General features: G+C 68.4%; 26 protein-coding genes and 1 other RNA gene. 16 read left to right on the top strand and 11 right to left on the bottom strand.

What is annotated here, in order from left to right; genetic code table 11:
• The first annotated feature begins 205 nt into the window (after positions 1 to 205).
• From UCD39_RS18420 to UCD39_RS18395, 6 genes are all read left to right on the top strand, one after another.
• The gene (locus UCD39_RS18420) at positions 206 to 619 is read left to right on the top strand and encodes a MarR family transcriptional regulator (protein ID WP_145732822.1); all 414 of its coding nucleotides are present in this window, start codon (positions 206 to 208) and stop codon (positions 617 to 619) included.
• A 6-nt stretch (positions 620 to 625) separates the two neighbouring features.
• On the top strand, positions 626 to 1,507 hold the full coding sequence (locus UCD39_RS18415) for a C40 family peptidase (protein WP_330497322.1): 882 nt from the start codon (positions 626 to 628) through the stop codon (positions 1,505 to 1,507).
• A gap of 131 nt (positions 1,508 to 1,638) precedes the next feature.
• Positions 1,639 to 3,153 carry a PAS domain-containing sensor histidine kinase gene (locus UCD39_RS18410; protein ID WP_330497321.1) on the top strand — a complete coding sequence of 505 codons (1,515 nt, stop codon included), beginning with the start codon at positions 1,639 to 1,641 and terminating at the stop codon, positions 3,151 to 3,153.
• Complete coding sequence (locus UCD39_RS18405) at positions 3,146 to 3,793, top strand: response regulator transcription factor (RefSeq protein ID WP_330497320.1); 648 nt, start codon at positions 3,146 to 3,148, stop codon at positions 3,791 to 3,793. Before UCD39_RS18410 ends, UCD39_RS18405 begins: the two co-directional genes overlap by 8 nt.
• A 129-nt stretch (positions 3,794 to 3,922) precedes the next feature.
• Positions 3,923 to 4,300, top strand: a complete 378-nt coding sequence (locus tag UCD39_RS18400) for a response regulator transcription factor (protein ID WP_330497319.1) — start codon at positions 3,923 to 3,925, stop codon at positions 4,298 to 4,300.
• 15 nt (positions 4,301 to 4,315) lie between these two features.
• Complete coding sequence (locus UCD39_RS18395) at positions 4,316 to 5,197, top strand: cyclic nucleotide-binding domain-containing protein (RefSeq protein WP_442943704.1); 882 nt, start codon at positions 4,316 to 4,318, stop codon at positions 5,195 to 5,197.
• A gap of 5 nt (positions 5,198 to 5,202) precedes the next feature.
• Here UCD39_RS18395 and UCD39_RS18390 read toward each other — a convergent pair whose 3' ends face one another.
• From UCD39_RS18390 to UCD39_RS18380, 3 genes are all read right to left on the bottom strand, one after another.
• Positions 5,203 to 6,135, bottom strand: coding sequence for a 2-hydroxyacid dehydrogenase (locus tag UCD39_RS18390; protein ID WP_330497317.1), 933 nt, complete (start codon positions 6,133 to 6,135; stop codon positions 5,203 to 5,205).
• Positions 6,136 to 6,319: 184 nt separating this feature from the next.
• Positions 6,320 to 7,204: a prephenate dehydratase gene (locus tag UCD39_RS18385; RefSeq protein WP_330497316.1), complete on the bottom strand. Its 885-nt coding sequence runs from the start codon at positions 7,202 to 7,204 to the stop codon at positions 6,320 to 6,322.
• Between the two features lie 101 nt (positions 7,205 to 7,305).
• Positions 7,306 to 8,091 carry a 3-deoxy-manno-octulosonate cytidylyltransferase gene (locus UCD39_RS18380; RefSeq protein ID WP_330497315.1) on the bottom strand — a complete coding sequence of 262 codons (786 nt, stop codon included), beginning with the start codon at positions 8,089 to 8,091 and terminating at the stop codon, positions 7,306 to 7,308.
• A 287-nt stretch (positions 8,092 to 8,378) separates the two neighbouring features.
• Here UCD39_RS18380 and UCD39_RS18375 point away from each other — a divergent pair, with 287 nt between their 5' ends.
• From UCD39_RS18375 to UCD39_RS18365, 3 genes are all read left to right on the top strand, one after another.
• Positions 8,379 to 8,924 carry a c-type cytochrome gene (locus tag UCD39_RS18375; RefSeq protein WP_145732810.1) on the top strand — a complete coding sequence of 182 codons (546 nt, stop codon included), beginning with the start codon at positions 8,379 to 8,381 and terminating at the stop codon, positions 8,922 to 8,924.
• Between the two features lie 123 nt (positions 8,925 to 9,047).
• Positions 9,048 to 9,827 (top strand): histidinol-phosphatase, encoded by a 780-nt coding sequence (gene hisN, locus UCD39_RS18370; protein ID WP_330497314.1) that lies wholly within the window; start codon positions 9,048 to 9,050, stop codon positions 9,825 to 9,827.
• A 49-nt stretch (positions 9,828 to 9,876) separates the two neighbouring features.
• Positions 9,877 to 10,506 carry a hypothetical protein gene (locus UCD39_RS18365; protein WP_330497313.1) on the top strand — a complete coding sequence of 210 codons (630 nt, stop codon included), beginning with the start codon at positions 9,877 to 9,879 and terminating at the stop codon, positions 10,504 to 10,506.
• On the opposite strand, the gene nudC is transcribed toward UCD39_RS18365, so the two are convergent.
• The gene (gene nudC / locus UCD39_RS18360; protein ID WP_330497312.1) at positions 10,503 to 11,474 is read right to left on the bottom strand and encodes an NAD(+) diphosphatase; all 972 of its coding nucleotides are present in this window, start codon (positions 11,472 to 11,474) and stop codon (positions 10,503 to 10,505) included. The two genes, UCD39_RS18365 and nudC, sit on opposite strands and share 4 nt — an antisense overlap.
• Positions 11,475 to 11,606: 132 nt before the next feature.
• Between nudC and ffs the strand changes: the two genes are divergently transcribed.
• From ffs to recR, 4 genes are all read left to right on the top strand, one after another.
• Positions 11,607 to 11,704: signal recognition particle sRNA small type (gene ffs / locus UCD39_RS18355), an RNA gene on the top strand.
• 93 nt (positions 11,705 to 11,797) lie between these two features.
• On the top strand, positions 11,798 to 13,762 hold the full coding sequence (locus UCD39_RS18350; protein ID WP_330497311.1) for a DNA polymerase III subunit gamma/tau: 1,965 nt from the start codon (positions 11,798 to 11,800) through the stop codon (positions 13,760 to 13,762).
• Positions 13,763 to 13,765: 3 nt separating this feature from the next.
• A complete protein-coding gene (locus UCD39_RS18345; RefSeq protein ID WP_040842623.1) occupies positions 13,766 to 14,089 on the top strand; it encodes a YbaB/EbfC family nucleoid-associated protein in 324 nt (107 codons plus the stop codon).
• Positions 14,090 to 14,220: 131 nt separating this feature from the next.
• On the top strand, positions 14,221 to 14,829 hold the full coding sequence (gene recR, locus UCD39_RS18340; protein WP_330497310.1) for a recombination mediator RecR: 609 nt from the start codon (positions 14,221 to 14,223) through the stop codon (positions 14,827 to 14,829).
• A gap of 8 nt (positions 14,830 to 14,837) precedes the next feature.
• On the opposite strand, the gene UCD39_RS28560 is transcribed toward recR, so the two are convergent.
• The 3 genes from UCD39_RS28560 to UCD39_RS18330 all read right to left on the bottom strand — a co-directional run bounded on the left by UCD39_RS28560 (position 14,838) and on the right by UCD39_RS18330 (position 18,504).
• Positions 14,838 to 15,368: an energy transducer TonB gene (locus tag UCD39_RS28560; RefSeq protein ID WP_442943669.1), complete on the bottom strand. Its 531-nt coding sequence runs from the start codon at positions 15,366 to 15,368 to the stop codon at positions 14,838 to 14,840.
• 90 nt (positions 15,369 to 15,458) lie between these two features.
• A complete protein-coding gene (locus tag UCD39_RS18335) occupies positions 15,459 to 17,156 on the bottom strand; it encodes a methyl-accepting chemotaxis protein (RefSeq protein ID WP_330497309.1) in 1,698 nt (565 codons plus the stop codon).
• A gap of 535 nt (positions 17,157 to 17,691) precedes the next feature.
• Complete coding sequence (locus UCD39_RS18330) at positions 17,692 to 18,504, bottom strand: TonB family protein (protein ID WP_330497308.1); 813 nt, start codon at positions 18,502 to 18,504, stop codon at positions 17,692 to 17,694.
• A 235-nt stretch (positions 18,505 to 18,739) separates the two neighbouring features.
• Between UCD39_RS18330 and def the strand changes: the two genes are divergently transcribed.
• The 3 genes from def (at position 18,740) to truA (ending at position 21,069) form a co-directional block, all read left to right on the top strand.
• On the top strand, positions 18,740 to 19,246 hold the full coding sequence (def, locus tag UCD39_RS18325; protein ID WP_330497307.1) for a peptide deformylase: 507 nt from the start codon (positions 18,740 to 18,742) through the stop codon (positions 19,244 to 19,246).
• 132 nt (positions 19,247 to 19,378) lie between these two features.
• On the top strand, positions 19,379 to 20,323 hold the full coding sequence (gene fmt, locus UCD39_RS18320) for a methionyl-tRNA formyltransferase (RefSeq protein ID WP_330497306.1): 945 nt from the start codon (positions 19,379 to 19,381) through the stop codon (positions 20,321 to 20,323).
• Positions 20,324 to 20,328: 5 nt separating this feature from the next.
• The gene (gene truA / locus UCD39_RS18315) at positions 20,329 to 21,069 is read left to right on the top strand and encodes a tRNA pseudouridine(38-40) synthase TruA (protein ID WP_330497305.1); all 741 of its coding nucleotides are present in this window, start codon (positions 20,329 to 20,331) and stop codon (positions 21,067 to 21,069) included.
• A gap of 6 nt (positions 21,070 to 21,075) precedes the next feature.
• Here the strand turns inward: truA and UCD39_RS18310 are convergent, their stop codons facing one another.
• The 4 genes from UCD39_RS18310 to UCD39_RS18295 all read right to left on the bottom strand — a co-directional run bounded on the left by UCD39_RS18310 (position 21,076) and on the right by UCD39_RS18295 (position 24,652).
• A complete protein-coding gene (locus tag UCD39_RS18310; RefSeq protein WP_330497304.1) occupies positions 21,076 to 21,687 on the bottom strand; it encodes a hypothetical protein in 612 nt (203 codons plus the stop codon).
• Complete coding sequence (dapE, locus tag UCD39_RS18305; protein WP_330497303.1) at positions 21,684 to 22,901, bottom strand: succinyl-diaminopimelate desuccinylase; 1,218 nt, start codon at positions 22,899 to 22,901, stop codon at positions 21,684 to 21,686. The genes UCD39_RS18310 and dapE overlap by 4 nt, the downstream gene beginning before the upstream one ends.
• 5 nt (positions 22,902 to 22,906) lie before the next feature.
• The gene (gene dapD, locus UCD39_RS18300) at positions 22,907 to 23,752 is read right to left on the bottom strand and encodes a 2,3,4,5-tetrahydropyridine-2,6-dicarboxylate N-succinyltransferase (protein ID WP_330497302.1); all 846 of its coding nucleotides are present in this window, start codon (positions 23,750 to 23,752) and stop codon (positions 22,907 to 22,909) included.
• Between the two features lie 159 nt (positions 23,753 to 23,911).
• Positions 23,912 to 24,652 (bottom strand): pyrimidine 5'-nucleotidase, encoded by a 741-nt coding sequence (locus UCD39_RS18295; protein WP_330497301.1) that lies wholly within the window; start codon positions 24,650 to 24,652, stop codon positions 23,912 to 23,914.
• Positions 24,653 to 24,745: the final 93 nt, after the last annotated feature.

The following is a 24,745-nucleotide window of genomic DNA, read 5'->3' as shown; positions in this document are numbered from 1 at the left end:
GGAATCCCGAGAGGGGCTCCCGGGGATAAAATCATAGATACTTTATCCAATGCCTACCCCTAAGGGGGTGGCAAGCCCTTGCCGCTGCGCGGGACTTTCGGCACACTCCGGAAAAGTTGCGTCTCGCCCGATACGCTACCGGAATGACGGTGGGGCCGGCGCAGCGGGGGTGGCCGGACGACCGTTTCCGGATGCGGGGGGCAGCATGTCGCGTAATCTCGAAGCCCTGGAACTCTGGCGCGGCGCGCTGGTGGCCAGCGTGCGGGCCGCCGGCCCGGATCTCTCGGCCCGCCAGTTGGCGTTGCTGCTGACGGTCTACATGACCCCGCCACCCCATACCGTGCGCGGCTTGGCGGCGACGCTGAACGTGTCCAAGCCCGCCATCACGCGCGCCCTGGACCGGCTGGGCCGTCTGGGCTTCACCAAGCGCAAGCGGGACGCGGACGACCGGCGCAACGTCCTGGTCCAACGCACGGTCAAGGGTTCGGTCTTCCTGCATGAGTTCGGGCAGATGGTGATTGACGCCGGCGCCGTGCAGGGCGCATTGGACGGGGCGCGCGCCACGCCGCCGCGCCCGCCGTCAGCCCCTGCTTCGGAGCCGGTTTCAGCGCCGGTATGATGTGAGATGTCCAGCAAGTCCAAGTCCACGCCAGCCCCCAAGGCGGCTCTCGACCCCCGTGTGAACCCCTATCGTTCCGACCTCGCCTCCGCCCACCTCTATGGCAAGGTCACGGCCGACCGCTATGTCGATGGCGTGCCCTGCCAGGTTCGCGCCGGCTATGTCAGCCTGAAGGAAGAGCCGACCTTCACCGCCCGCCAGTCCAGCCAGTTGCTGTTCGGTGAGGTGTTCACGGTGTTCGAGGAGAAGGACGGCTGGGTCTGGGGCCAGAACGCCACGGACGGCTATGTCGGCTATCTGCAATTGGAAGCGCTGGATGACGAGCTGGCGGAGCCGACGCACAAGCTGACGGCGCTGCGCAGCTTCTTCCATCCGGAGCCGGACCTGAAGACGCCGCCGCTGGACATGATCAGCCTGGGCGCGCCGTTGTGCGTGGTGGAAGAGGCCGACGGCTTCGCTGGTGTGGCCGGCGGCGGCTGGGTGCCCCTGGTGCATGTGGCGGAGATCGGGGCCGTGAAGGCCGACCCGGTGGAAACCGCGCTGCGCCTGCTGGGCACGCCCTATCTGTGGGGCGGGCGCACCAGCGTGGGCATCGACTGTTCCGGCCTGATCCAGTTGGCGCTGGACGCCGCCGGCCTGCCGTGCCCGCGCGACAGCGACCAGCAGCAGGCGGCCCTGGGCACGCTGGTTTCGGCCGATGGCGTCGGCCACGCCTACCAGCGCGGCGACCTGGTGTTCTTCCCCGGCCATGTCGGCATCATGGCGGATGAAACCCACCTGGTGCACGCCAACGCCCATCACATGGCCACGGTGCGCGAACCCCTGGCCGATGTCCTGGCGCGGGCGGCGGCCGGCAAGGGCGTCACAGCGGTCAAGCGGCTGGGGTGAGGGCGTGGGGCCTCCGCCCCACGCATCAGGCGAATACCGCGCCGCATTTCAACCTTACGCGGGGGCGGAAAGATTGTTAGGTATGGGAAACGTTCGGCCCACGACATATGGTGTGGCGGACGGAGGACCCCATGCTCTCACCTCACTTCCGCGCGTTGATGGATACCGTGCCCGATGGCGTGATCGTCATCGATGGCCAGGGCACGATCCAATCCTTCAACCCCGCCTGCGAACGCCTGTTCGGCTGGACGGCGGCGGAGGTGATCGGCCGCAACGTCAAGGTGCTGATGCCCGCCCCCTATCAGGAGGAGCATGACCAGTACCTGGCCCGCTATCACGCGACGGGGGAAAAGCGCATCATCGGCATCGGCCGTGAGGTGACGGGCCTGCGCCGCGATGGCACCACCTTCCCCATGGAACTGTCGGTGGGGGAGGCGCAGCAGGACGGACCGCCCGCCTATATCGGCATCATCCGCGACATTAGCGACCGGCGGGCGGCGGAACAGGCGTTGCGCAACCGCGAGGCGCGCCTAGCCTCCATCATCGAGACCATTCCCGACGCCCTCATCGTCATCGACGGCCAGGGGCTGATTCGCTCCTTCAGCCCGGCGGCCCAGCGGATGTTCGGCTATGCCGAGGGCGAGGTGCTGGGGCTGAACGTCAGCATGCTGATGCCCTCGCCCTACCGGGAACAGCACGACCAGTATATCGGCCGCTACCTCGCCACGGGGGAGAAGCGGATCATCGGCGTCGGCCGCATCGTTTCCGGCCAGCGCCGCGACGGAACCGTGTTCCCCATGGAATTGGCGGTCGGTGCCGTGGATTTGGAGGGGGAGAGGCTGTTCACCGGCTTCATCCACGACCTGACGGAACATCAGGCGGTGGAGCGGCGGCTGCAGCAGCTTCAGGCGGAACTGCTGCATGTCAGCCGGGTCAGCGTCATGGGGCAGCTGGCGTCCGCCCTGGCGCATGAACTGAACCAGCCGCTGACGGCGGTGGTCAACTACATCAAGGCGTCCCTGCGGTTGCTGGAGCGGGCGGAGACCGCCGACATGCCCCTGGCGCGCGAGGCCATGGACAAGGCGTCGGCGCAGGCGCTGCGGGCCGGGCAGATCATCCGCCGGCTGCGCGACTTCATCGCCAAGGGCGGCACCGACCGCCGCGCCGAAAGCCTGGACGGCCTGATCGAGGAGGCCGCCGCCCTGGCCCTGGTCGGGGCGCGGGAAAGCGGCGTGCGCATGGAATTGCGCCTGCAGCGGCAGGACCTGCGCGCCGTCATCGACAAAATCCAGGTTCAGCAGGTGCTGCTGAACCTTATCCGCAACGCGGTCGAGGCGATGAGCGGCCAGCCTGAACGCATCCTCACCATCTCGGCCGCCCCCATGGTCGCCCCGGATGGCGCGGGATTCATGGAGGTCGCGGTGGCCGATACCGGCCATGGCCTGGATGACGCCGCCATGGCCCGCCTGTTCCAGCCCTTCGTTTCCGGCAAGGAACGGGGCATGGGGGTGGGGCTGTCGATCAGCCGGTCCATCGTCGAGGCCCATGGCGGCCGGCTGTGGCCGGAACGTAACGAACACGGCGGCGCGACCTTCCGCTTCACGCTGCCTCTGCTGTCCGAATCCGAGGAAAACCAGGATGCCTGACCCTGTCATCGCCGTGCTGGATGACGATGCCGCCGTGCGGGATTCGCTGCGGCTGTTGCTGATGGCGTCGGGTTACCAGGTCGCGGCCTTTCCCTCCCCCTTGGATTTCCTCGACTCCGATGCCCCGGCGCGCTGCGCTTGCCTGGTGGTGGATGTGCGCATGCCGGGGCTGACCGGCCTGGAGGTCCAGGAGCGGCTGGTCGCCAGCGGGTCCACCCTGCCGGTCATCATCATGACCGGCCATGGCGACGTGCCCCTGGCGGTGGCCGCGATGAAGGCCGGGGCCGTGGATTTCATCGAAAAGCCGTTCGAGGAGGAGACGCTGCTGGCCTCCATCCAGTCGGCGCTGTCGCGTCCCCGGGCCGCGGCCGAGGTTCCGCCGCCCTCGACCACGGCGGCGGTGGAGGCGCCCTCGCCGGAGGTTCTGGCCTGCCTGGGCGCGCTGACGCCCCGGGAACTGGATGTGCTGCAGGGCCTGGTCGACGGCAAGCCCAACAAGATCATCGCCTTCGACCTGTCCATCAGCCCGCGCACCGTGGAAATCCACCGCGCCCGGGTGATGGAGAAGATGCGCGCCACCAGCCTGTCCCAACTGGTCCGCCTGGCGCTGACGGCAGGTATTCGCCCGAACGCGGGTTGATCCGCGTCAAACACGGACGGAATACGGGGAAACCCTTATTACTCCCGTACGCGCCGACGCCTTAAATTCATCAGGGTCGACGGGGCCGGCACCACCGACGCCGGTGTAACGCCCCCGAGGAGATTTGATGTGGCCGAGATCGCGGCGGGACGGATCCATGTCGTCGATGACGACGAGTCCGTCCGCCATTCCCTTAAGTTCCTGCTGCGGCTGTATGGCTTCGAGGTCGACCTCCACGCCTCCTGCCAGGACTTCGCCGCGACCTACGATGGCGGGCGGAGCTGCCTGCTGCTCGACCAGCATATGCCGGGCATGACCGGCGTCGAATTCGTGGAAGGGCACCGCGCCCTGCTGCGCGACGTGCCCGTCCTGATGATGTCCGCGAACATGGAGCCGGAGACGCGGGACCGCGCCGCGCGGGCGGGCGTGGCCTGTTTTTTCGACAAGCCCGTCGATACCGGCCGGCTGGTGGATGAATTGCACCGCCTGCTGGCCACCGCCGCCTGACGGCGTGACCGTCACATCCATAAGGGGTTTTACCGGCATAAGGGGTTTTACGTAGGTAGAAGACCGAACTCATCAGGCGGGCCCACGGGCGCTAACGTCCTCTTACGGAACGACGACGGGCTGGTTCAGGCCCGACACAACGGGAGCCCCCCAGATGACGCCATCGCTCGCCACCGCCCCGGCCACCGCCCGCCACCCCAGCCCCGCCATTTTCGGTGCCGTGCCCGCGTCCTCCGCCGGCCGCGCCGCTCCGGCCAGCCCGTTCGCCCCCTGGGGGATGAGGCCTCCGCCTACAGCCGGGACCAGGTGATCTTTTCCGAGGGCGATCCGGCCAGCAGCGTGCGCATCGTCACCTCCGGCATGGTCCGCATCCTGCGCATGATGGCCGATGGGCGGCGCCAGATCGTCGGCTTCCTCCAGCCCGGCGACATGCTGGGGCTGGCCCTGGGCGGCACCTACCTCTACTCCGCCGAAGCCGTGACCCCGGTGACCCTGCGCCGTCTGTCGCGCACGCAGTTCGATACGCTGCTGGAACGGGATCCGGAATTGCGCCTGCGCCTGCTGGCCGCCACCGCCACCGAATTGCAGGTCGCGCAGGAACAGATGCTGTTGCTGGGCCGCAAGACCGCGCCGGAGCGGCTGGCCAGCTTCCTGCTGCGCCAGGCCCGCCGCGTGACGCCCGAGCCCCAGGACCATTGCCGCATCCCGTTGCCGATGACCCGCACCGACATCGCGGATTTCCTGGGCCTGACCATGGAAACCGTGTCGCGCGCCTTCACCAAGCTGAAGACCACCCGTCTCATCCGGCTGTTGCCCGACCAGATGGTGGAACTGGTGGATGTCGAGGCCCTGATCGACCTGTCGGAGGGCGGTGGCCGGTCGGGCCTGGTGCAATAAGCGGTTCAGTATCCCCGCTGGCGATCCACCAGATTGATCAGCGGTTGCCCGGCGGCCAGCCGCTTCAGGCCGCCCACCACCTGTTCCACCGCCGTGCGCGCCTGGGTGATGGCGGCGACATGGGGGGTGACGGTCACCTTGGGGTGGGTCCAGAACGGGTGGTCGGCCGGCAGCGGCTCGGTGCGGAACACGTCCAGGGTGGCCCCGGCCAGATGGCCGCCATCCAGCGCCGCCAGCAGATCCTCCTCCACCAGATGACGTCCCCGGGCGGCGTTGATGACCACCGCGCCCCGGGGCAACTGGGCGAACAGGCCCGAATCCAGGATGTTCTCGGTGTCCGGCGTCAGGGGCAGCAGGCAGACCAGGATGTCCGTGCGGGCCAGGAAGGGCGTCAGCCCTTCCGCCCCGTGATACGTGGTGATGCCGTCCAGGCTCTTGGGCGAGCGGCTCCATCCCGCCACGTCGAAGCGCAGCGCCTTCAGGGCCTGCGCCGCATCGCTACCCAGGGCGCCCAGCCCCAGGATGCCCACCCGCCGTTCCCGCGCCAGGTGCTGGTGGGTCAGCTGTTTCCAGACGACATCCCGCTGCTGCGCCTCGAACAAGGGGGCGTCGCGGTGCCAGCGCAGGACGTGCAGGCAGACATACTCGGTCATACCCTCGGTCAGGCCGGGCTCGACCATGCGCACCAGCGGCAGGTCGGGCAGGGTGGGGTCGGCCAGCAAGGCGTCGACCCCGGCGCCCAGCGAGAAGATGACCTTCAGCTTGGGCAGGCTGGCCAGCAGGCCCGCCGGCGGCTTCCACACCAGGGCGTAGTCGATCTCCGCCGGGTCGCCCATGCCCTCCGGCCAGACGCGCACATCCATGTCCGGCAACTGGGCTTTCAGCTCATGCACCCAGTCGGCGGCATGGTCGTGGGCGGAGACGAACAGCAAGGCCATAGCGCAATCCCGGTGTCGAGAGATGAACCAACAGCGTGAGGCTTGGACTCATGCTGTTGGAGGCCGGCGACTGCCGGCCCCGGAGCGAGTACCGCAGGGCGGAGCGGGGAAGCCAAGCCAGCGGATGCTGGCGCCCGGCGCTTGAGGGGACCGTTGATCGGTGACGATCAACGGTCAGCAAAAACTAATCCTGACCGTCGTCGCGCTGGCTGCTCTCCGAGCGGAATGGGTGGGCGGGGTAGACGCCCAGGATCTTCAGTTCGCGGGCGAAGAAGTCCAGCTCCTCCAAAGCCAGCCGCAGGGGCCGGTCCTCGGGATGGCCCTCCACGTCGGCGTAGAATTGGGTGGAGGTGAAGCGGCCGCCCACCATGTAGCTTTCCAGCTTGGTCATGTTGACGCCGTTGGTGGCGAAGCCGCCCATGGCCTTGTACAGGGCGGCCGGCACGCTGCGCACGCGGAAGACGAAGCTGGTGATCACGGGGCCCTGGCCGCGCGGCGCCGGCTTGGGCTCCCGCGACAGGATCAGGAAGCGGGTGGTGTTGTGCTCCGCATCCTCGATGCCCCGCGCCAGCACCTCCAGCCCGTAAATCTGCGCCGCCAGTTCCGAGGCGATGGCGCCCTGGGTCAGGTCGCCCCACTTGGCCACGTCGGCGGCCGCACCCGCCGTGTCGGCGTGGGTGATGGGCGCCAGGCCGTGGCCGCGTAGATAGCCCCGGCACTGCGACAGCGCCTGGATATGGGAATGCACCTGTTTCAGACCGGCGATGGTCGCCCCCTTGGGCGCCACCAGGCAATGGACCACGCGCTGGAAATGCTCCCCGATGATGTGCAGGCCGCCCTGGGGCAACAGGTGGTGCATGTCGGCCACGCGGCCCGCCACCGAATTCTCGATGGGGATCATGGCCAGGCGGGCGCGGCCCTCCGTCACGGCGGCGAAGGCGTCCTCGAAGGAATGGCAGGGCAGGGGAACCATGTCGGGGAACACCTGGCGGCACGCCATGTCGGAATTGGCGCCCGGCGCCCCCTGGTAGGCGATGGTGTTCTCAGCGCCCTGCACACTGTTCGGCATCACTTTCCCTCTCTTGTACCGGTGCCTTCGTGCCGCCGGTCTGCGGTCCTGTAACCGGGGGCAGCCTACAACGGCGGGGGCCGGGGCTCATGCCGTTTGAATCAGGGGGCGCCTATGCGGCTGATGAGGGCGCGGGCGCGCTCCAGATCCTCCGGCGTATCAACGCCCAGGGGGACGGCGTCCACCACCGCCACGTCGATGCGCATGCCGTTGGCCAGGGCGCGCAGCTGTTCCAGCTTCTCGCGTTGCTCCAGCGCGGCGGGCGGCAGGGCGACGAAGCGGGCCAGCGCCTCGCGGCGATAGGCGTACAGGCCGATATGGTGATAGTGCGGCCCGGCGCCCCAGGGCGTGGTGGTGCGGGTGAAGTACAGGGCGCGGCCCACGCGGGCGCCCGGTGCCAGTTCGATCACCGCCTTGACCACGTTGGGGTTGTGCCGCTCCTCCTCCACCGTGATCTCCACGGCCAGGGTGGCGATGTCCACCTGCGGGTTGGCCAGCGGGCCGAAGGCGGCGCGCACCGTCGCGGGCTCCACCGTCGGCAGGTCGCCCTGGACGTTGACCACGGCGTCGTGGCGCCCCTCCGGGTCCACCTGGCACAGCGCCTCATAGATGCGGTCGGAGCCGGAGGGGTGGTTGGGGTCGGTCAGCACCGCCTGGCCCCCGGCGTCGCGCACGGCTTCCACGATTTCCTTTTCCGCCGCCGCCACCAGGACAGGGCCGATGTCGGCCTCCGCCGCGCGGCGCCACACCTGCACGATCATGGGCGCGCCGCCAATGTCAGCCAGCGGCTTATTGGGTAGGCGGGTGGAGGCCAGGCGCGCCGGGATGATGACGATGGGAGAGGTGGGGGCGCCCAGGGACGGGCTGCCGGCGGGGCGGGAAGACATGGGGGTGTCGCCTACGAATTGATTTGCCTCATGGCCGGGGCAGGCGTGCGACATTTACCACCCTCGGTCAAGCCGGTTTACAAGCGGGGCGCCGAACTATCTTGCCCTGGTTGAACAGGCCGCTTATCGTCGCCCGGAATTGGGAGAACGATGGCCGGACCCCCTCTTGCATTGCTGGGGCGGCCCCGGGGCATCGACAAGCGTCACCACCTGGCGTTAATTTGAACGCGCAGGGACTATAACCAGCACGCGAACCGCAGCAGCGTGGGACATGAGGGCTTGATCTGATGGCGGGTAGCTTCTTCAACAAGATTTCCATGGCCATTCTGCTGGGCGCGTTGATCGCCCTGCTGGCGGGGTTCATCGCCAAGAAGGTCGTGCACCCGACGATGTTGACCGAAAACGTCTACAAGATCGAAGGGGCGGAGGCGGCGCCGGCCGCCGGCGGCGGTGAGCCCGCCGCCCCGGCCAAGCCGGACCCGGTCAGCCCGCTGCTGGCCAGCGCCAGCGCCGAGAACGGCGCCAAGCTGACCAAGGTCTGCCAGGCCTGCCACACCTTCGACAAGGGTGGCGCCGCCAAGGTGGGCCCCAACCTGTGGGGCATCATCGGCAACAAGCAGGGGCATATGGAAGGCTTCGCCTATTCCGACGCCATCAAGAAGCTGGGCGGCACCTGGGATTACGAAAAGCTGAACGAGTTCCTCGCCAGCCCCAAGACCTACGCCCCCGGCACCAAGATGACCTTCGCCGGCTTCAAGTCCGTGAAGGACCGCGCCGACGTGATCGCCTATCTGCGCACCCAGGCCGACAGCCCGGCGCCGCTGCCGCAATAAGGCGCTGATGGGATAGTCCGCCGCCTTGGGTTTGAGGCGGCGGCCTCTTCGGTATAAAAGCAGGGGCGGTCCCAGCCGGGGCCGCCCCTCTTTGCATGTCCCGTTTGCCCAGGAAGCGCCCCCATGACCACGCCCGTGCCCGATGACCTCATCGCCCTGGCCCACCGCATGGCCGAGTCGGCGGGCGCGGTCATCCGCCGCTATTTCCGCGCGGATGTGGAGATCGACGCCAAGTCCAACCTGACGCCGGTCACCATCGCCGACCGCCAGGCGGAAGAGGCCCTGCGCGCCATCCTGGCCGCCGAGCGCCCCGACGACGGCATCCTGGGGGAGGAGCTGGGCACCCACGGCCTGGACCGGGAGTATGTCTGGGTGCTGGACCCCATCGACGGCACCAAGAGCTTCATGACCGGCCGGCCCATCTTCGGCACCCTGATCGGCCTGTTGCGCCATGGCCGGCCGGTGCTGGGCGTCATCGACCAGCCCATCCTTGGCGAACGCTGGATCGGTGGCGTGGGCCACCCCACCCGGTTCAACGGCACGCCCGTCCGCACCCGCGCCTGCCCCACCTTGGCGGAGGCGACCGTGACCACCACCAGCCCCGACATGTTCAAGGGCGAGGAGGCGGAGCGTTTCGCCCGGCTCAAGGCCGCCTCGCGCTACGTCGTCTACGGCAGCGACTGCTACGGCTATGCCCAGGTGGCCAACGGCTGGCTGGACATTTCGGTGGAACGCGACCTGGCGCCCTGGGACTGGGCCGCCCTGGTGCCGGTGGTCGAGGGTGCGGGCGGCCGCATGACCGACTGGCAGGGCCGCGACCTGGTGCTAGGCGCCGTGGGCGAGGTGGTGGCATCCGGCGACATCCGGTCGCATGCCGAGGCGCTGGCCATCATGGGGGGGTGATACTTTCTGGGTTAATATCACCACCATCAATCGCGTTGATGGTGTGGCCATGAAGACGTGGGGTTTGGCCTTCCTGCAGGCATCGGTTTTCCTTTCCAGCTTGCCAATGCTGGGCGCGGGGGTGGCGCTGGCGGCCGATGCCCCCGCTGATGCCTGCATTCCCGACCGAGCCGCGCTGCTGGCACTGGATGGGCAGGCATTCGACCAGGATCTGAACGGGGGGTGGCGTCATATCGCCTACAAGCCGGGTTGCATGACGGCGGCGGCCGATCTGCTGCGCGACTACCGGGCCGCCCATCCGCAGGAACCGGCCCGTATCCTGTACTGGCATGAGGGGCAGTTGCGGGCCATGACCGGCGATACCGCCGCCGCCCTGCCCTTGCTCGACCAATCACGCGACCCGCGCGCCACGTCCCGGGCCCAGGCCTGGAATGCCTACGTCGACGCCACCATGGCCTTTCTGCGCCGTGACCAGCGGTCCCTGCTGGCGGCGCGCGACCGCCTGAGCCATGTTCCGCCGCCCCCACCCGAGCCGGACGCCAGGGGCACGTCCATGAAGGTGGTGAAATGGCCCATGAATATGGGGATCGTCAATAGCCTGGTGGCTTGCTTCACCAAGCCCTATGCCGATGCCTACGACGGCACCTGTGACAAGCCCAGGGCGCCGCCGCATCCCTAAACGTCGCCCTCCAGCCAATCCTCAATCAGGCGGCGGGCGATGCTGTCGGCGCCGGGCAGGCGCAAGCTGCCGTCCGGCGGCCCGCGCCGCAGGCTGGCCTGGTACACCTCATCCCGGGTGAACCAGCGCGCGTCCTCCAACTCCTCCAAATCCACCTTCAACTCGGTGGTCACGGCGCGGGCGTGGAAGCCCAGCATGAGGGAGGAGGGGAAGGGCCAGGGTTGGGAGGAGAGATAGCGCACGTCCGTCACCTGGATGCCCGCCTCCTCCATCACCTCGCGGGCCACCGCCTCCTCCAGGCTTTCGCCCGGTTCCACGAAGCCGGCCAGGGTGGAATACATGCCCTGGCCGAAACGGCTTTGCCGGCCCAGGACGCAGCGGTCGCCATCATGCACCAGCATGATCACGGCGGGATCGGTGCGCGGGAAATGCAGGGTCTGGCAGTCGGGGTTGGTGCAGCGCCGGACATGCCCGCCCTCGATCACCTCGGTCACCGTGCCGCAGACGCCGCAGAAGCGGTGGCGCTGGTGCCAGCCCAACAGGCCGCGCACATAGGCCAGCAGGCTGGCCGTGGGCCGGTCCACCTGGTGGGCCAGGGTGCGCAGCTCCGTCGGCGTGCCCAGGCCCTGCAGCGCCGGATGGTCTTGCTCCAGGCCCGACAGGTCCACGGCGAAATGGGCGATGTCGCCCTCCACGCCCAGGAAGGCGGGGGCCAGGGTGGCCGCCTCCCGCCACCACGGGCTGCCGGGGTCGAGATAGGCCGGCCGCACCGCTTCTCCCTCTGACGTCCCCCGATCCGGCGCCCCCTCTGGCGGCGGGGCCACCAGGAACTGGCCGCGCCACACGGCCAGGAAGCGGCTTTCCGGTGCCGCCAGACGCTGGGCCAGCCAGTCGGCCTGCTTGCGGGCGACGGTGGCGCGGTCCAGGCCGGCGCCAGTGTAGAAGTTCTTTTGGGAGCGGTTCGTCATGATCATCATTCGTCTCACGACGGGCCAGGGGGGACAAGGCCACCCCTTTTGGGCAGCGCGTCGGAACGGGCGGGTCGGCCCTGCCGCCTTTTCACTTGCTATGGGGCGGGTCGATGCCGATATATGGCGGCGGGAGGTTGGCGGCGGACGTGTCCCTCGCCAACCCGGTCAGGTCCGGAAGGAAGCAGCCGTAACGAGTTTCGGCGCGGGTCGCATGTCCAGCCTCCCACCTCATAAAATCTGAACGCCGCCTTTGGGCCGGCCACACGGTCCGGCCCACACTTGGCCGGCGGCAGCCAGCGCCGGAAGGGTTGAGCGATCCCGTGACCGATCAGAGCCCGCTTTCCCCCGACGTCCAGTCCCCCGCCTCCGCCGGCGACGCCGTCTATCGCGTGCTGGCCCGCAAGTACCGCCCCCGCAATTTCGATGAGCTGATCGGCCAGGACGCCTTGGTGCGCACTCTGCGCAATGCCATCCAGTCCGGGCGCATCCATCAAGCCTACATGCTGACCGGCGTGCGCGGCGTGGGCAAGACCACCACCGCCCGCATCATCGCCCGCGCGCTGAACTGCGTCGGCCCCGACGGTCAGGGCGGCCCGACCGTCAGCCCCTGCGGCGTGTGTGAGCAGTGCGTGTCCATCTCGCAGGACCGCAATGTCGACGTCATCGAGATGGACGCGGCCAGCAACACCTCGGTCGACAACATCCGCGAGATCATCGAGGGCGTGCGCTACGCCCCCGCCGGCGCCCGCTACAAGGTCTACGTCATCGACGAGGTCCACATGCTGTCACGCAGCGCGTTCAACGCGCTGCTGAAGACGCTGGAGGAGCCGCCGCCGCATGTGAAGTTCGTCTTCGCCACCACCGAAATCCGCAAGGTGCCGGTGACGGTGCTGTCGCGCTGCCAGCGCTTCGACCTGCGCCGGGTGGACCAGGGCACCTTGCAGGCCCATTTCGGCCGTATCGCCGATCAGGAATCGGTGCCGGTGGAGGCGGAGGCGCTGAGTCTGATCGCCCGCGCCGCCGACGGGTCGGTGCGCGATGGCCTGTCGCTGCTGGACCAGGCCATCGCGCTGGGTGGTGGTGCTGTCACCGGCCTGCAGGTCCGCGACATGCTGGGGCTGGCCGACCGCACCCTGGTGGTGGACCTGTTCGAATCGACCCTGTCGGGCAAGCCGGCCGACGCGCTGGCCGTGCTGGACGATTTGCACAAGCGCGGCGCCGACCCGGTGGTCATCGCCCAGGACCTGCTGGACTTCACCCATTTCCTGACCCGCGCCCGCGTGGTGCCCGGCACGGCCCAGGACCAGGGCATCCCGGAGATGGAGCGGGTACGCGGCGGCGACCTGGCGGCCAAGCTGGGCATGCCGGCCCTGGCCCGGGCCTGGCAGATCCTGCTGAAAGGCCTGTCGGAGGTGCAGCAGGCGCCGGTGCCCATGCAGGCCCTGGAAATGGTGCTGATCCGCCTGGCCTACGCCGCCGACCTGCCCAGTCCGGGCGACCTGGTGCGCAAGGTGATGGAGGGCGGCGTGCCCACCGGTGCCGCCATGGGGGGCGGCGGTGGTAATGGCGGTGGCGCCCCCGTGGGGGGCAACGGCGGCGGCGCCCTGGCGCGGGGCATGGCCCTGTCCAACGGCACCTCGAACGGCGGTGGCGCCCCCATGGCCGTGCTGCGTGGCGGCTTGGCCGGCGCGGTGAAGGCGGCGCCCGTGGCGGCCCCGGCGCCGGTGGCCCCGGCGCCGATGATGGAGCCTGTGCCGGACCTGCCCCCGGCCGATCCCAAGTCCTTCCGCGAGGTGGCGGAGCTGTTCGGCGCCCGGCGTGAGGGCATGCTGCAAGGCAACCTCTTGAGCATGGTCCACCTGGTGAAGTTCGAGCCGGGGCTGATCGAGCTGCGGCCCACCGCCATGGCCGTGCCCAACCTGGCCGGCCGCGTGGGCCAGCTGCTGACGGAATGGACCGGCCGGCGCTGGATCGTCACCGTTTCCGGCGCCCCCGGCGAACCCACGCTCAGCGACCAGGATCGCGCGGCCGAGAACCGCACCCGGGAGCAGGCGGCCGCCAGCCCCCTGGTGCAGGCCCTCATGGCCGCCTTTCCCGGCGCCAAGATGACGGCGGTGCGTGACCTGGACCAGGTGGCCGCCGCCGCCGCCAAGGCCGCCGCCGAAGAGGCCGCACGCGCCCCCGCCTTCCCTTCTTACGAGGATGGCGGTATGGATGCCCCGGACAACCCGTATTTCGACGCGCCGCCCGATATGAGCGACGGCGACTGGGAAGGAGATTTTTAGGCCATGAAAAACATCGGCCAGATGATGAAGCAGGCCCAGCAGATGCAGGCCAAGATGCAGGAAATGCAGGGCAAGCTGGGCGAGATCGAGGCCGACGGCCAGTCCGGCGCCGGCATGGTCCGCGTCGTGGTCAACGGCAAGGGCGAGCTGAAGAAGGTGAAGCTCGACAAGTCCGTCGTCGACCCCGAGGACATCGAGGTGCTGGAGGACCTGCTGGTCGCCGCCTTCAACGATGCCAAGAGCAAGGTCGAGGCGCACATCGCCGAAGAGACCAACAAGCTCATGGGCGGCCTGAAGCTGCCGCCGGGCATGAAGCTGCCGTTCTGATCGGCGCCGCCCGTCAGGGTATGGTTTTGAACGCCGGGCCTGGCGACGGGCCCGGCGTTTGTCATTTTTCCGGCAGGGCCCAAGACAAAGCAGGGCTGGAACAAAGCCGGCACAGCCCCTATCTTGGGGCCATGATCGGCCCTGAAATCGACCGCCTGATACAGCTGTTGTCGCGCTTGCCGGGCCTGGGCCCGCGCTCGGCCCGCCGCGCCGCCCTGCATCTGATCAAGAAGCGCGACCAACTGATGGACCCGCTGGCCGAGGCGCTGGCCGCCGCCGCCGCCCGCATCCGCACCTGCCCCATCTGCGGCAACCTGGACACGGTCGACCCCTGCGGCGTCTGCCGCGACCCGTCGCGCGACAGCACCACCCTATGCGTGGTGGAGGAGGTGGGCGACCTGTGGGCGCTGGAGCGCACGGGCGCCTATCGCGGCCTCTACCACGTGCTGGGCGGCACCCTGTCGGCGCTCGACGGCATCGGCCCCGATGATTTGGCCGTGCCGGGCCTGCTGGCCCGCGTGGCCCAAGGGACGGACGGCATGCCCGTGCGCGAGGTCATCCTGGCGCTGAACGCCACCGCCGGCGGCCAGACCACCGCCCATTACCTGACTGACCGCCTCTCCGGCCTGAACGTCGCCATCAGCCGCCTGGCCCACGGCGTGCCCGTGGGCGGCGAGCTGGACTACCTGGATGACGGCACACTGACCGCGGCGTTACGGGCGCGGCGGACGCTGGGGTGAGGGGGCAGCTATCGGTGTTGGCTCTTGCCGACATCGGGGAGTTGGAAGCGGTAGGCTATTTTTGTCGAAACAGAGGGGACCGCTTGGCCGTTCTCCATGGCCGGGACGCATCGCCACCGGCGGGAGCGCGCGGCCTTTACCAGGGCCGCGTCCAATCGGTCGTGGGTGCTGCTCTCCCAGACCCTGGCGTCATAGACATGGCCTTTCGCGTCACAGAGAGCGATGAAGACCACCCTGCCTTCCTCGCCCCGCTTTACCGCCGCCGCTGGATAGGCCGGCGGAAAGCGGTGAAAGGAATGCGCATCAACTCTGGTGAGAGGCCAGGCTGCATAGGGGGCTGCATGTTGGTTTGGATCGAGGGGGGAGGCGTCATCGCAAAATCGTAAATTATCATCTCGGAATAGAATGCGGGATGGAACACCCGTTCGCTTGCCTGTGAATGAACCGGTACCGTCGCCGGCCAACAGGCGAGCACCACCAGTACCCCGCTCAGAACCGCGTGCGCCGCACTCGTCCGCATGACGTCCCCTCTCCGCCATGGGACGATGATAGCAGGTTCATCGCGAAGGTCGAGGTTGGGCGGCCTGGGGTGAGGGAACGCCCTCACCCCAAGCCGTGTCCCGCCCGCCTCAGGCCGCCCGCACCGTGACCAGGAAGTCCTGGACCTCCTGGCGCAGTTGGGCGGAAAGGCCGGCCAGTTCGCTGGCGGAGGCCAGGACCTGGGTGGCGGCGGCACCGGTGACGGTGGCGCTTTCCGAGACCGCGCTGATGTTCTCGCTCACCTGCTGGGTGCCTTGGGCGGCCTCCTGCACGTTGCGGGAAATCTCCTGCGTCGCCGCCCCTTGCTCCTCCACCGCCGAGGAGATGCCGGTGGAGATGGCGCCCAGGCGCTCGATGGTGGTGGCGATCTCGCCGATGGCGGCCACGGTCCGGCGGGTTTCCTCCTGGATGGAGGTGACCTGTTCGCCGATCTCGCCCGTGGCCTTGGCCGTCTGGTTGGCCAGCGACTTCACCTCGTTCGCCACCACGGAGAAGCCCTTGCCGGCGTCCCCGGCGCGTGCCGCTTCGATGGTGGCGTTCAGGGCCAGCAGGTTGGTCTGGCTGGCGATGTCGGTGATCAGCTTCACCACCTGGCCGATGCGGTTGGCGGCCTCCGCCAGCTTGGTGACCAGCGCGTTGGTGCGGGCCGCCTCCTCCGATGCCGTGCTGGCGATGCGGGCGGAGTCGGTGACCTGGCGGGAAATCTCGATGATGGAGGAGGTCAGCTCCTCCGACGCGGCCGCCACGGTCTGAACGTTGGCCGACGCCTGCTCGGCCGCCGCGGCGACGGTGGTGGAGCGCACGGTGGACTCGCTGGCGCTGGACGACATGGTCTTGGCCGTGTCCTGCAACTCACCGGAGGACAGGGTGACGGCCTGGACGACGGCCATGACCTTGGCCTCGAACGCGTCGGCCATCTGGTTCAGCACCCGCTTCTGTTCCTGGGCGGCGATCTCCTTCTGCCGCTCCTGCTCCTCGCGCAGGCGCAGGACTTCCAGGCCATTGGTCTTGAAGACCTGGACGCTGCGAGCCATCAGGCCGACCTCATCCTTGCGGGCCTGGCCGGTGACCTCGGTGCTGAAGTCACCGGTGGCCAACGCCTCCATGGCGGCGCGCAGCACGTTCAGCGGCCGGGTGATGGCGGCGCGGCTGATCCACAGCGCCAGGGCCAGGATGGCCGCGATGCTGAGGATGGCCATCACCATCTGCGTCTTGATGGTGGTGTCGGTCCGGTCGCTAAGCTCATCGGACACCTTCTGCGCGTATGCGCTGGCCTTGTCATTGAACGCAGACAGATTTTTCGTCGCCTGGGTGATCAGGGGCGCGCATCGGGCTTTGATTTCACCGGCCGCCTTCTGGCTTTCCTCCGCCGTGGCGGTCTTCGCCGCCAAGTCGATCACCGGCGCGCAGGCGGTGAACGCCGCCTTCGCTTCCGCATCTATGACCTTGAAATCATCCGCCATTTCCGGCAGCCGCTGGCGAACCTCTTCCATGAAGGCGCCATATTTTTTCTGGCTTTCCTCGACCGAGGCCTTGGCCTTGGCGTTGCCTTCCACCGTCGTTTCGGCGGCCAGTTGGTAGGTTTGGGCCAGATAGTTGGCAAGGTTGCGGTTGGCGCGGGAACTGGTCGCGACGGCCCGATCCACCCGGGAAACCAAGTCGGAATAATCAGTGTCGATTTTCTGCATCCGCATGCCGCTAACGGCCACTGATGCCAGGAAGGCGGCGGAGAACAGCCCGACGATGATGTTGATTTTGTTTGAGATGCGAAGATTTTCCAAAGCCATGGGACTGCGTCCTTCCCGGAGTAGCGGGTGCTGGAGTGCGAGGATTGTCTTGGGGTGAAAAGAATAAATTTTATTTTATGCTGTTCAAGGTACGTATAACCATAGTTATAAAATGTAATCCTAATCGGATAGCGTTTTTAATATGGTTAACCAATATTTTCATAGAATAGAAATAGGAGGTTTCTTACGAGCGAATTTGTTTCTGGATCACCGATATATGCTTTGGTATAGAGTTTAGATTATGTCTGAGTGACGCGCCGGTTGGTGTGATTGCAAGAATTTCGCCAACCATCTTTGAAAATCTATTGGTGCCGGCCGAAAAATAAAGTCGGTTGGCGTGCTCCGCGCACGGGGAAAGCGTTTTTTGCGCTGGGGGTCGAAAAGGGCTCGGAATATTTCCGGCACCCGCCTTCGCTGAAAATTTGGGTTTTCGACAAACAGCCGTGGCCGGCCCCCTTGAGGCGCCGGGTATGATGCGGAGACAGTCGTCGCCCCCGTTCTCCAAGGAACGGGTTTGTGCGGATGGGGGCGGAGCCTAGGGCCGCGGCGCGCCAGCGGCCGGCTCCGGCGGCGTGAAGGCGTGGGCGACGAAGCCCCAGGACGCCACGGGCCGTTTATCCGGTCCCGTGGTCGTGGGCTGGCAGGCGGTGCCCACGGGCACCGCCTCGGACAGGGCGGCATCCAGCCGGGGGCTGCCGGCGCTGTTGATGACGCGGGTGGTGGTGACATGGCCATCGATGCCGCAGAGGAAGGCGACGGCCGCCGTGCCGGCCTCCCGCTGATCCACCGACGCGGCCGGGTAGGCCGGGCGTTTGAAGGCACCGGGCGCCAGCTTGGCCTCCAGCGCCAGTTTCCACAGGGTCTGCTGGCTGTCGCTGTCCGTGGGCTCGGGAATGGTGACGCCGGGGTTGGCCGCACGGGCCGCCGCCGCCAAGTCGCGGATATCGTCGGGGGTCAGGTGCAGGCTGGCCGGTGGCGGCGGTTCCCGCAGCTTGAAATTAAAGCGGAAGCGGGTACGGCCGGTGACGATCTCACCCGTCTTGGCGTCGTGGCCGGGAAAGCAGCGCAGGCCGGGCACCACGGCCAGCACGGCGTTATCCAGCCGGGCGAAGCCGCTGGGCTCCACCACCTGGGGGTCGCTGACGCGCCCATCCGCCTCGCACAGGACACTGACGCCGACGCGGCCCTCCTCGCCCGCCCGCGCCGATTCCGCCGGATAGTCCGGCTGCTTGAACGAGGCGATGTCGAGGCGGGGCTGGGTCGGGTCGGGCTGGTCCGCCGCGCCGGCGGTGGACGGCAGCAGGGCCAGGCATAGGGCGACAAACAGTCGATGATGACGGTGGTGCATGGCGACGCGCGTTCCCCCTTAACGCATGCCTTAGCGTTAGAATAAGTGACAGGCGGAATCAATTGTCAGGAGGTCCCTTTCCCGACCTGTAAAGGCCCGCATACCCCCCGCGCCGCAACCGGGCCTTGCCCCCGCCGACGGCTTCCCCTATCTCGCAGGGGAACAAGTGATTATACTTGCCGCCCTAATTCATTTGCCGCCCAACTTGGCGCCGCTTGACCTGGACACGACACCCATGGCCCTCCTGCCCATCCTCACCGTTCCCGACGCCCGCCTTAAGAAGAAGTGCGCCCCCATCGCCAATGTCGATGGCCGGGTGGTGAAGCTGATGGATGACATGCTGGAGACCATGTACAAGGCCCCCGGCATCGGCCTGGCCGCCCCGCAGATCGGCCTGCTGGAGCGCATCATCGTGGTGGACGTGTCCGAGCATAAGGAAGGCGCCAAGGAACCCATCGCCATGGCCAATCCGGAGCTGCTGTGGCTGTCGGATGAGACCTGCGTGCACAACGAGGGCTGCCTTTCCATCCCCGAGATCTACGCCGACGTGGTGCGGCCCAAGCAAATCCGTGTGCGCTATGTCGACCGCGACGGCAGTGTGCAGGAGCGTGACTGCGACGACCTGTTGGCCCGCTGCATCCAGCATGAGGTCGACCATCTGAACGGTGTGCTGTTCATCGACCACCTGTCCTCCCTGAAGCGCAACATGATCATGCGCAAGGTGACCAAGGCGTCTCGCTGACGCTGTTCCCTCAGGCGCCGGGCGCGGCCGTCCGGCCGCTTGGCTATCCTCGATTTCCAGTCCGCTACGCTCCCCAGAAATCTCCGGGGCCTGCGGTCGCAGGCCTGGTTCACTTTTTGGTTGGAGGTCGCCATGACCCGCCTGCGCCTAGCCTTCATGGGCACGCCCGACTTTTCCGTTCCGGTGCTGGACGCCCTGGTCGCGGCCGGGCATGAGGTCGCCTGTGTCTACAGCCAGCCGCCCCGCCCCGCCGGGCGCGGGCACAAGGAGCAGCTGACGCCGGTGCACGCGCGAGCGGCGGCGTTGGGCATCCCCGTGCGCACGCCGCGAACCCTGCGCAACGAGCAGGCCCAGGCGGAGTTCCGGGAGCTGAACCTGGATGTCGCGGTGGTGGTCGCCTATGGCCTGATCCTGCCGCAGGCGGTGCTGGACGCGCCGCGCCTGGGCTGCCTCAACATCCACGCCTCGCTGCTACCCCGCTGGCGCGGCGCCGCGCCCATCCAGCGCGCCATCCTGGCCGGCGATGCCGAGAGCGGTGTCACCATCATGCAGATGGAGGCGGGCCTCGACACCGGCCCCATGCTGCTGGAGGAGCGCATCGCGATCACCCCGCGCATGACCGCCAGCCAGTTGCACGACGGCTTGTCATCCATGGGCGCGCGCCTGATCGTCACGGCGCTGGACCGCCTGGCCGCCGGCGACCTGCCCGCCACGGTTCAGCCGGAAGCGGGCGTGACCTACGCCGCCAAGCTGGCCAAGGAGGAAGGGCTGCTGGACTTCACCAAACCGGCGGCCGAGCTGGACCGCCAGGTGCGGGCGCTGACCCCCTGGCCCGGCACCTGGTTCGAGGCGGCCCTTGAGGGTGGTACGGTTGAAAAGATCAAGGTGCTGGCGGCTGAACCTGTCGCGGGTTCCGGCGCTCCCGGCACCTTGCTGGGCGCCGATCTGACCGTGGCCTGCGGCGAGGGCGCCCTGCGCCTCACCACCGTGCAGCGTCCGGGCAAGGGCCCGGTAGAGGGGGCGGCCTTCTTGCGCGGCTTCCCGCACCAGGTGGGCACGCCCATCGCCACCGTCTGACCCCCATGCCGCGCTGGAAACTCACCGTCGAATATGATGGCCGGCCCTATCAGGGCTGGCAGCTGCAGCCGCATGGCCCCTCCGTCCAGGCCTGCCTGGAAGAGGCCATCCGGCGCTTCTCGGGCGAGGTGGTGCGGGTGCATGCCGCCGGCCGCACCGACGCCGGCGTCCATGCCCTGGGCCAGGTCTGCCATTTCGACCTGGAAAAGCCGACCAAGGCCGACACGGTGCGCGACGCCCTGAACTTCCACCTGCGGCCCGAGCCGGTGGCCGTGGTGACGGTGGAGGCGGTGGACGACGACTTCCACGCCCGCCTGTCCTGCAAGGGCCGCGCCTATCTCTACCGCATCGTCAACCGCCGGGCGCCGCTGGCGCTGGACATCGGCCGCGCCTGGCACATCCCCACGGCCCTGGACGCCGACGCTATGAACGAAGGCGCCCAGCGCCTGGTGGGCAACCATGACTTCACCAGCTTTCGCGCCAGCATCTGCCAGGCCAAGAGCCCGGTGAAGACGCTGAGCCTATTGACGGTGAGCCGGGTGGGGCAGGAGATCCACATGGTGGCCCGCGCCCGGTCCTTCCTGCACCACCAAATCCGCAACATGATCGGCACCCTGCGCCTGGTGGGCGAGGGCAAGTGGACGCCCGACGACGTGACCCGGGCGCTGGAGGCGCGCGACCGCGCCGCCGCCGGCCAGACGGCGCCGCCCGACGGGCTCTACTTCACCGAAGCATGGTATGAGTAGCGCGCCCTAACCCACCGCCGCCATGAGGGGGCCGCGCACCAGGGCGAAGGCCAGTTCCGTGGTGATGACGTCCAGCATGACGAAGCCGGCGGCGGTGATCCAACCCGTTCCCAAGATGGCGCGGGCGACATAAGCCTCGTAAAACAGGTTCCAGAAATAGGTCACCCATACGATGGCCAGCGCCATGGGCGTGGACAGCCAGCCGGTATGGGCCAGGGCGGCCAGCGGAAGGACGACAATCAGGGCGACGACCCCGCTCCAGTTGAGGCCGGCGACGAGGCGGGGGAACACGGCGGCGTTGCCCTGCAGATGCAGGAGGCGCTCGACCATAAGGAAATAGGCCAGGGTACCGATGATGTAGGCCAGGAGCAGGGACAGGATGGCCTGTGTCAGGGGAACCATCGGTGTGCTTGTCGGCGCTTCCCCAACAAGCACTATAGGGTGGCCCATCCAGCGGTCCACCGTGTCCAGTGCCGCCAGTCCCGGCAGCAGGATCAGCATGGCCCAGAAACTGCGCAGGGCGCCGGCCCGGTCCGCGGGGAAGCGGTCGGCGGCCGTCTTATCCAGGAAGGCCAGGCGCAGGGCGCCGGCCAGGCTGCGGCCCAGCTCGCCCATCACGCGGTGGCGCCCGGGGCCTGACCCACGCCCTGGGCGGCGAACCAGTCGACCAGCACGCGGGCGTAGATGTCGGTCAGGCGGGTCAGATCGTCCACGGCGATATGCTCATCGACCTTGTGCATGCTGGCGCCCACGCCACCGAACTCCACCACCGGGCAGTGGTTCTTGATGAAGCGGGCGTCGGAGGTGCCGCCACTGGTGCTCAGCTCGGGCTCCAGTCCCGTCACGGATTGAACCGCCTGCGCAACGATGGCGCTGAGCTGCCCCGGCGGGGTCAGGAAGGCGTCGCCGCTGACCGCGACCTTCACATCCCAGGCGCCGCCCACCTCGGCCAGGACGCCGCGCACGTGGGCCTCCAGGCTGGCGGGGCTGTGCAGGTCGTTGAAGCGGATGTTGAGCACCGCCGTGCCCTTGGCCGGGATGATGTTGGTGGTGGGGTTGCCCACGTCGATGGTGGTGATCTGCAGGCTGCTTGGCTGGAAATGGGGCGTGCCCTGGTCCAGCGGCTCCCCCGACAGGCGGGCCAGGGCCTGGGCCAGGCGGGGCAGCGGGTTGTCGGCCAAGTGGGGATAGGCCACGTGGCCTTGGGCACCCAGGCTGGTGAGGGTGAAGGTGATGCTGCCACGCCGGCCGATCTTCATCATCTGGCCCAGGCGCTGCGGGTTGGTCGGTTCCCCCACCAGGCAGGCGTCCAGGTTCTCGCCCCGTTCCGCCAGCCAGCCCAGCACCTTGCGCGTGCCGTTGATGGACGGGCCTTCCTCATCCCCGGTGATCAGCAGGCTGAGGCTGCCGGCCATGGGCAGTCCGGCGGCCCTGTGCCGGGCCACGGCGGCGATGAAGGCGGCGATGGCCCCCTTCATGTCCGACGCGCCCCGGCCGAACAGCCGGTCCTCGATGATCTCCCCCGCGAAGGGCGGCACGGTCCACGCCGCCTCATCCCCCACCGGCACCACGTCGGTATGGCCGGCGAAACAGAAGTTGGGGCCCGCGTCGCCCAGGCGGGCGTACAGGTTTTCCACCGGCGCCGTCCCGTCCTCGGTGAAGGTCAGGCGGTGGCAGGTGAAGCCCAGGGGTGCCAGCACCCCCTCCAGCACCCCCAGCGCGCCGGCGTCGGCCGGCGTGACGCTGGCGCAGCGGATCAGCGCCTGGGTCAGCGCCACCGGATCCGTGGGGTCCAGCGCGGCGTTCGGGGGCGTGGGGGAGGCGTTGGCCATGGGGATCAGTCCCGCAGCAGGTCGTTGATCGAGGTCTTGGCCCGGGTCTGCTCGTCCACGCGCTTGACGATGACGGCGCAGTACAGGCTGGGGCCGGGGGTGCCGTCGGGCAGGGGCTTGCCGGGCAGGCTGCCGGGCACGACGACGGAATAGGCGGGCACGCGGCCCACGAACACCTCACCCGTGGTGCGGTCGACGATCTTGGTGCTGGCGCCGATGTAGACGCCCATGGACAGGACGGCGCCCTCCTCGACCACCACGCCCTCGACCACCTCGGACCGCGCGCCGATGAAGCAGTTGTCCTCGATGATCACCGGGCCGGCCTGCAGCGGCTCCAGCACGCCGCCGATGCCGACACCGCCCGAGAGGTGGACGTTGGCGCCGATCTGGGCGCAGGAGCCGACCGTGGCCCAGGTGTCGACCATGGTGCCCTTGCCCACGCGGGCGCCGATGTTGACGAAGCTGGGCATCAGCACCACGCCCGGGGCGATGTAGGCGCTGCGGCGCACGATGGCGCCCGGCACGGCGCGGAAGCCGGCGGCGCGGAAGCGGGCATCGTCCCAGCCCTCGAACTTGGTCGGCACCTTGTCGAACCAGGTGCTGCCGCCCGGGGCGCCGGGCACCGGCGCGCTGTCGGTCAGGCGGAAGGACAGCAGCACCGCCTTCTTCAGCCACTGATTCACCACCCAGGCGCCGTCCACCTTCTCCGCCACCCGCAGGTCGCCCCGGTCCAGGGCCGACAGCGCCTCATCCACCGCGTCGCGGATGGCGCCGTGGGTGCTGGCGTTCAGGGTGTCGTGGGTTTCCCACGCTTGCTCGATATGGCTTTGCAGGTCGGTGAAAGCGGTCATGGGGCGTCGTCCGGAGGGCGCCTTGGCGGCGACTTTGAAGGTGGGGCGATGGGGGCGGGGGACAATGGCGGGCGGCTTCGCCCCCTGTCAACGTCCCGCGGCCACAAGCCAGATCCTACTTTAGCAGGCTCTCCCGGACATATTGTTGCGTGGGGGCGCTCACCGCCCCTGGTCCAGATCGGCCACCACCTGGGCCAGCCAGGCGGGCACGTCGGTGATGCGGTGCTGCACATAGGGCAGTGCCGCCGGCGGAGCCTCGGGATTGGGCAGGGAAAAAGGCGAGTTCGTCTCCACCAGCACGGTGGCCATGCCCAGCGCCCGCGCCGGTTCCAGGTTGCGGGCGATATCCTCCACCATCACGGCGCGGGTGGGGTCAATGCCGTGGCGCTGCACCAGGGTGGTGTAGGGCTGGGCATCCGGTTTGGGGGTGTAGTCCGCCGCCACGATGTCGAACACGGCGTGGAACTGGTCGGCCACGCCCAGGCGGCGCATCACGTTCTCCGCATGGCCGGCCGACCCGTTGGTGTAGATGATCTTGCGCCCCGGCAGGGCCGCCAGGCTTTCGGCCATGGCCGGCTGCGGCAGGATGGCGCTGACGTCGATGTCGTGGACATAGTCCAGGAAGGGCCCCGGCTGCACCCCGTGGTTCAGCATCAGGCCACGCAGGCTGGTGCCGTATTGACGGAAATAATCCTTCTGCAGCCGCCGGGCGGCCTCGGCATCCAGGCCCAGGGCCTGGGCGATGTAGGCGCCAATGCGCACATCGACCTGGGCGAACAGGTCGCACGCCGCCGGGTACAGCGTGTTGTCCAGGTCGAAGATCCAGGTGTCGATCTGGGCGAACGGGCTTCCCGGGGCAGTGGGGGCGAGAGCGGCGGGGGCGGCTGTGTCGGTCATCATGCCCCCAACATGGGCCCGGCGCCGGTTCGCGGCAAGACGCGGAACGGCCCAACCGCGCGGGGACCCTATCCCGATGCAGTCCCCCAATGCGGC

It is taken from the genome of Nitrospirillum karajorum (assembly GCF_036348415.1).
GTDB classification, from domain to species: domain Bacteria; phylum Pseudomonadota; class Alphaproteobacteria; order Azospirillales; family Azospirillaceae; genus Nitrospirillum; species Nitrospirillum amazonense_B.
This window is presented reverse-complemented; position numbering and strand designations above follow the sequence as displayed.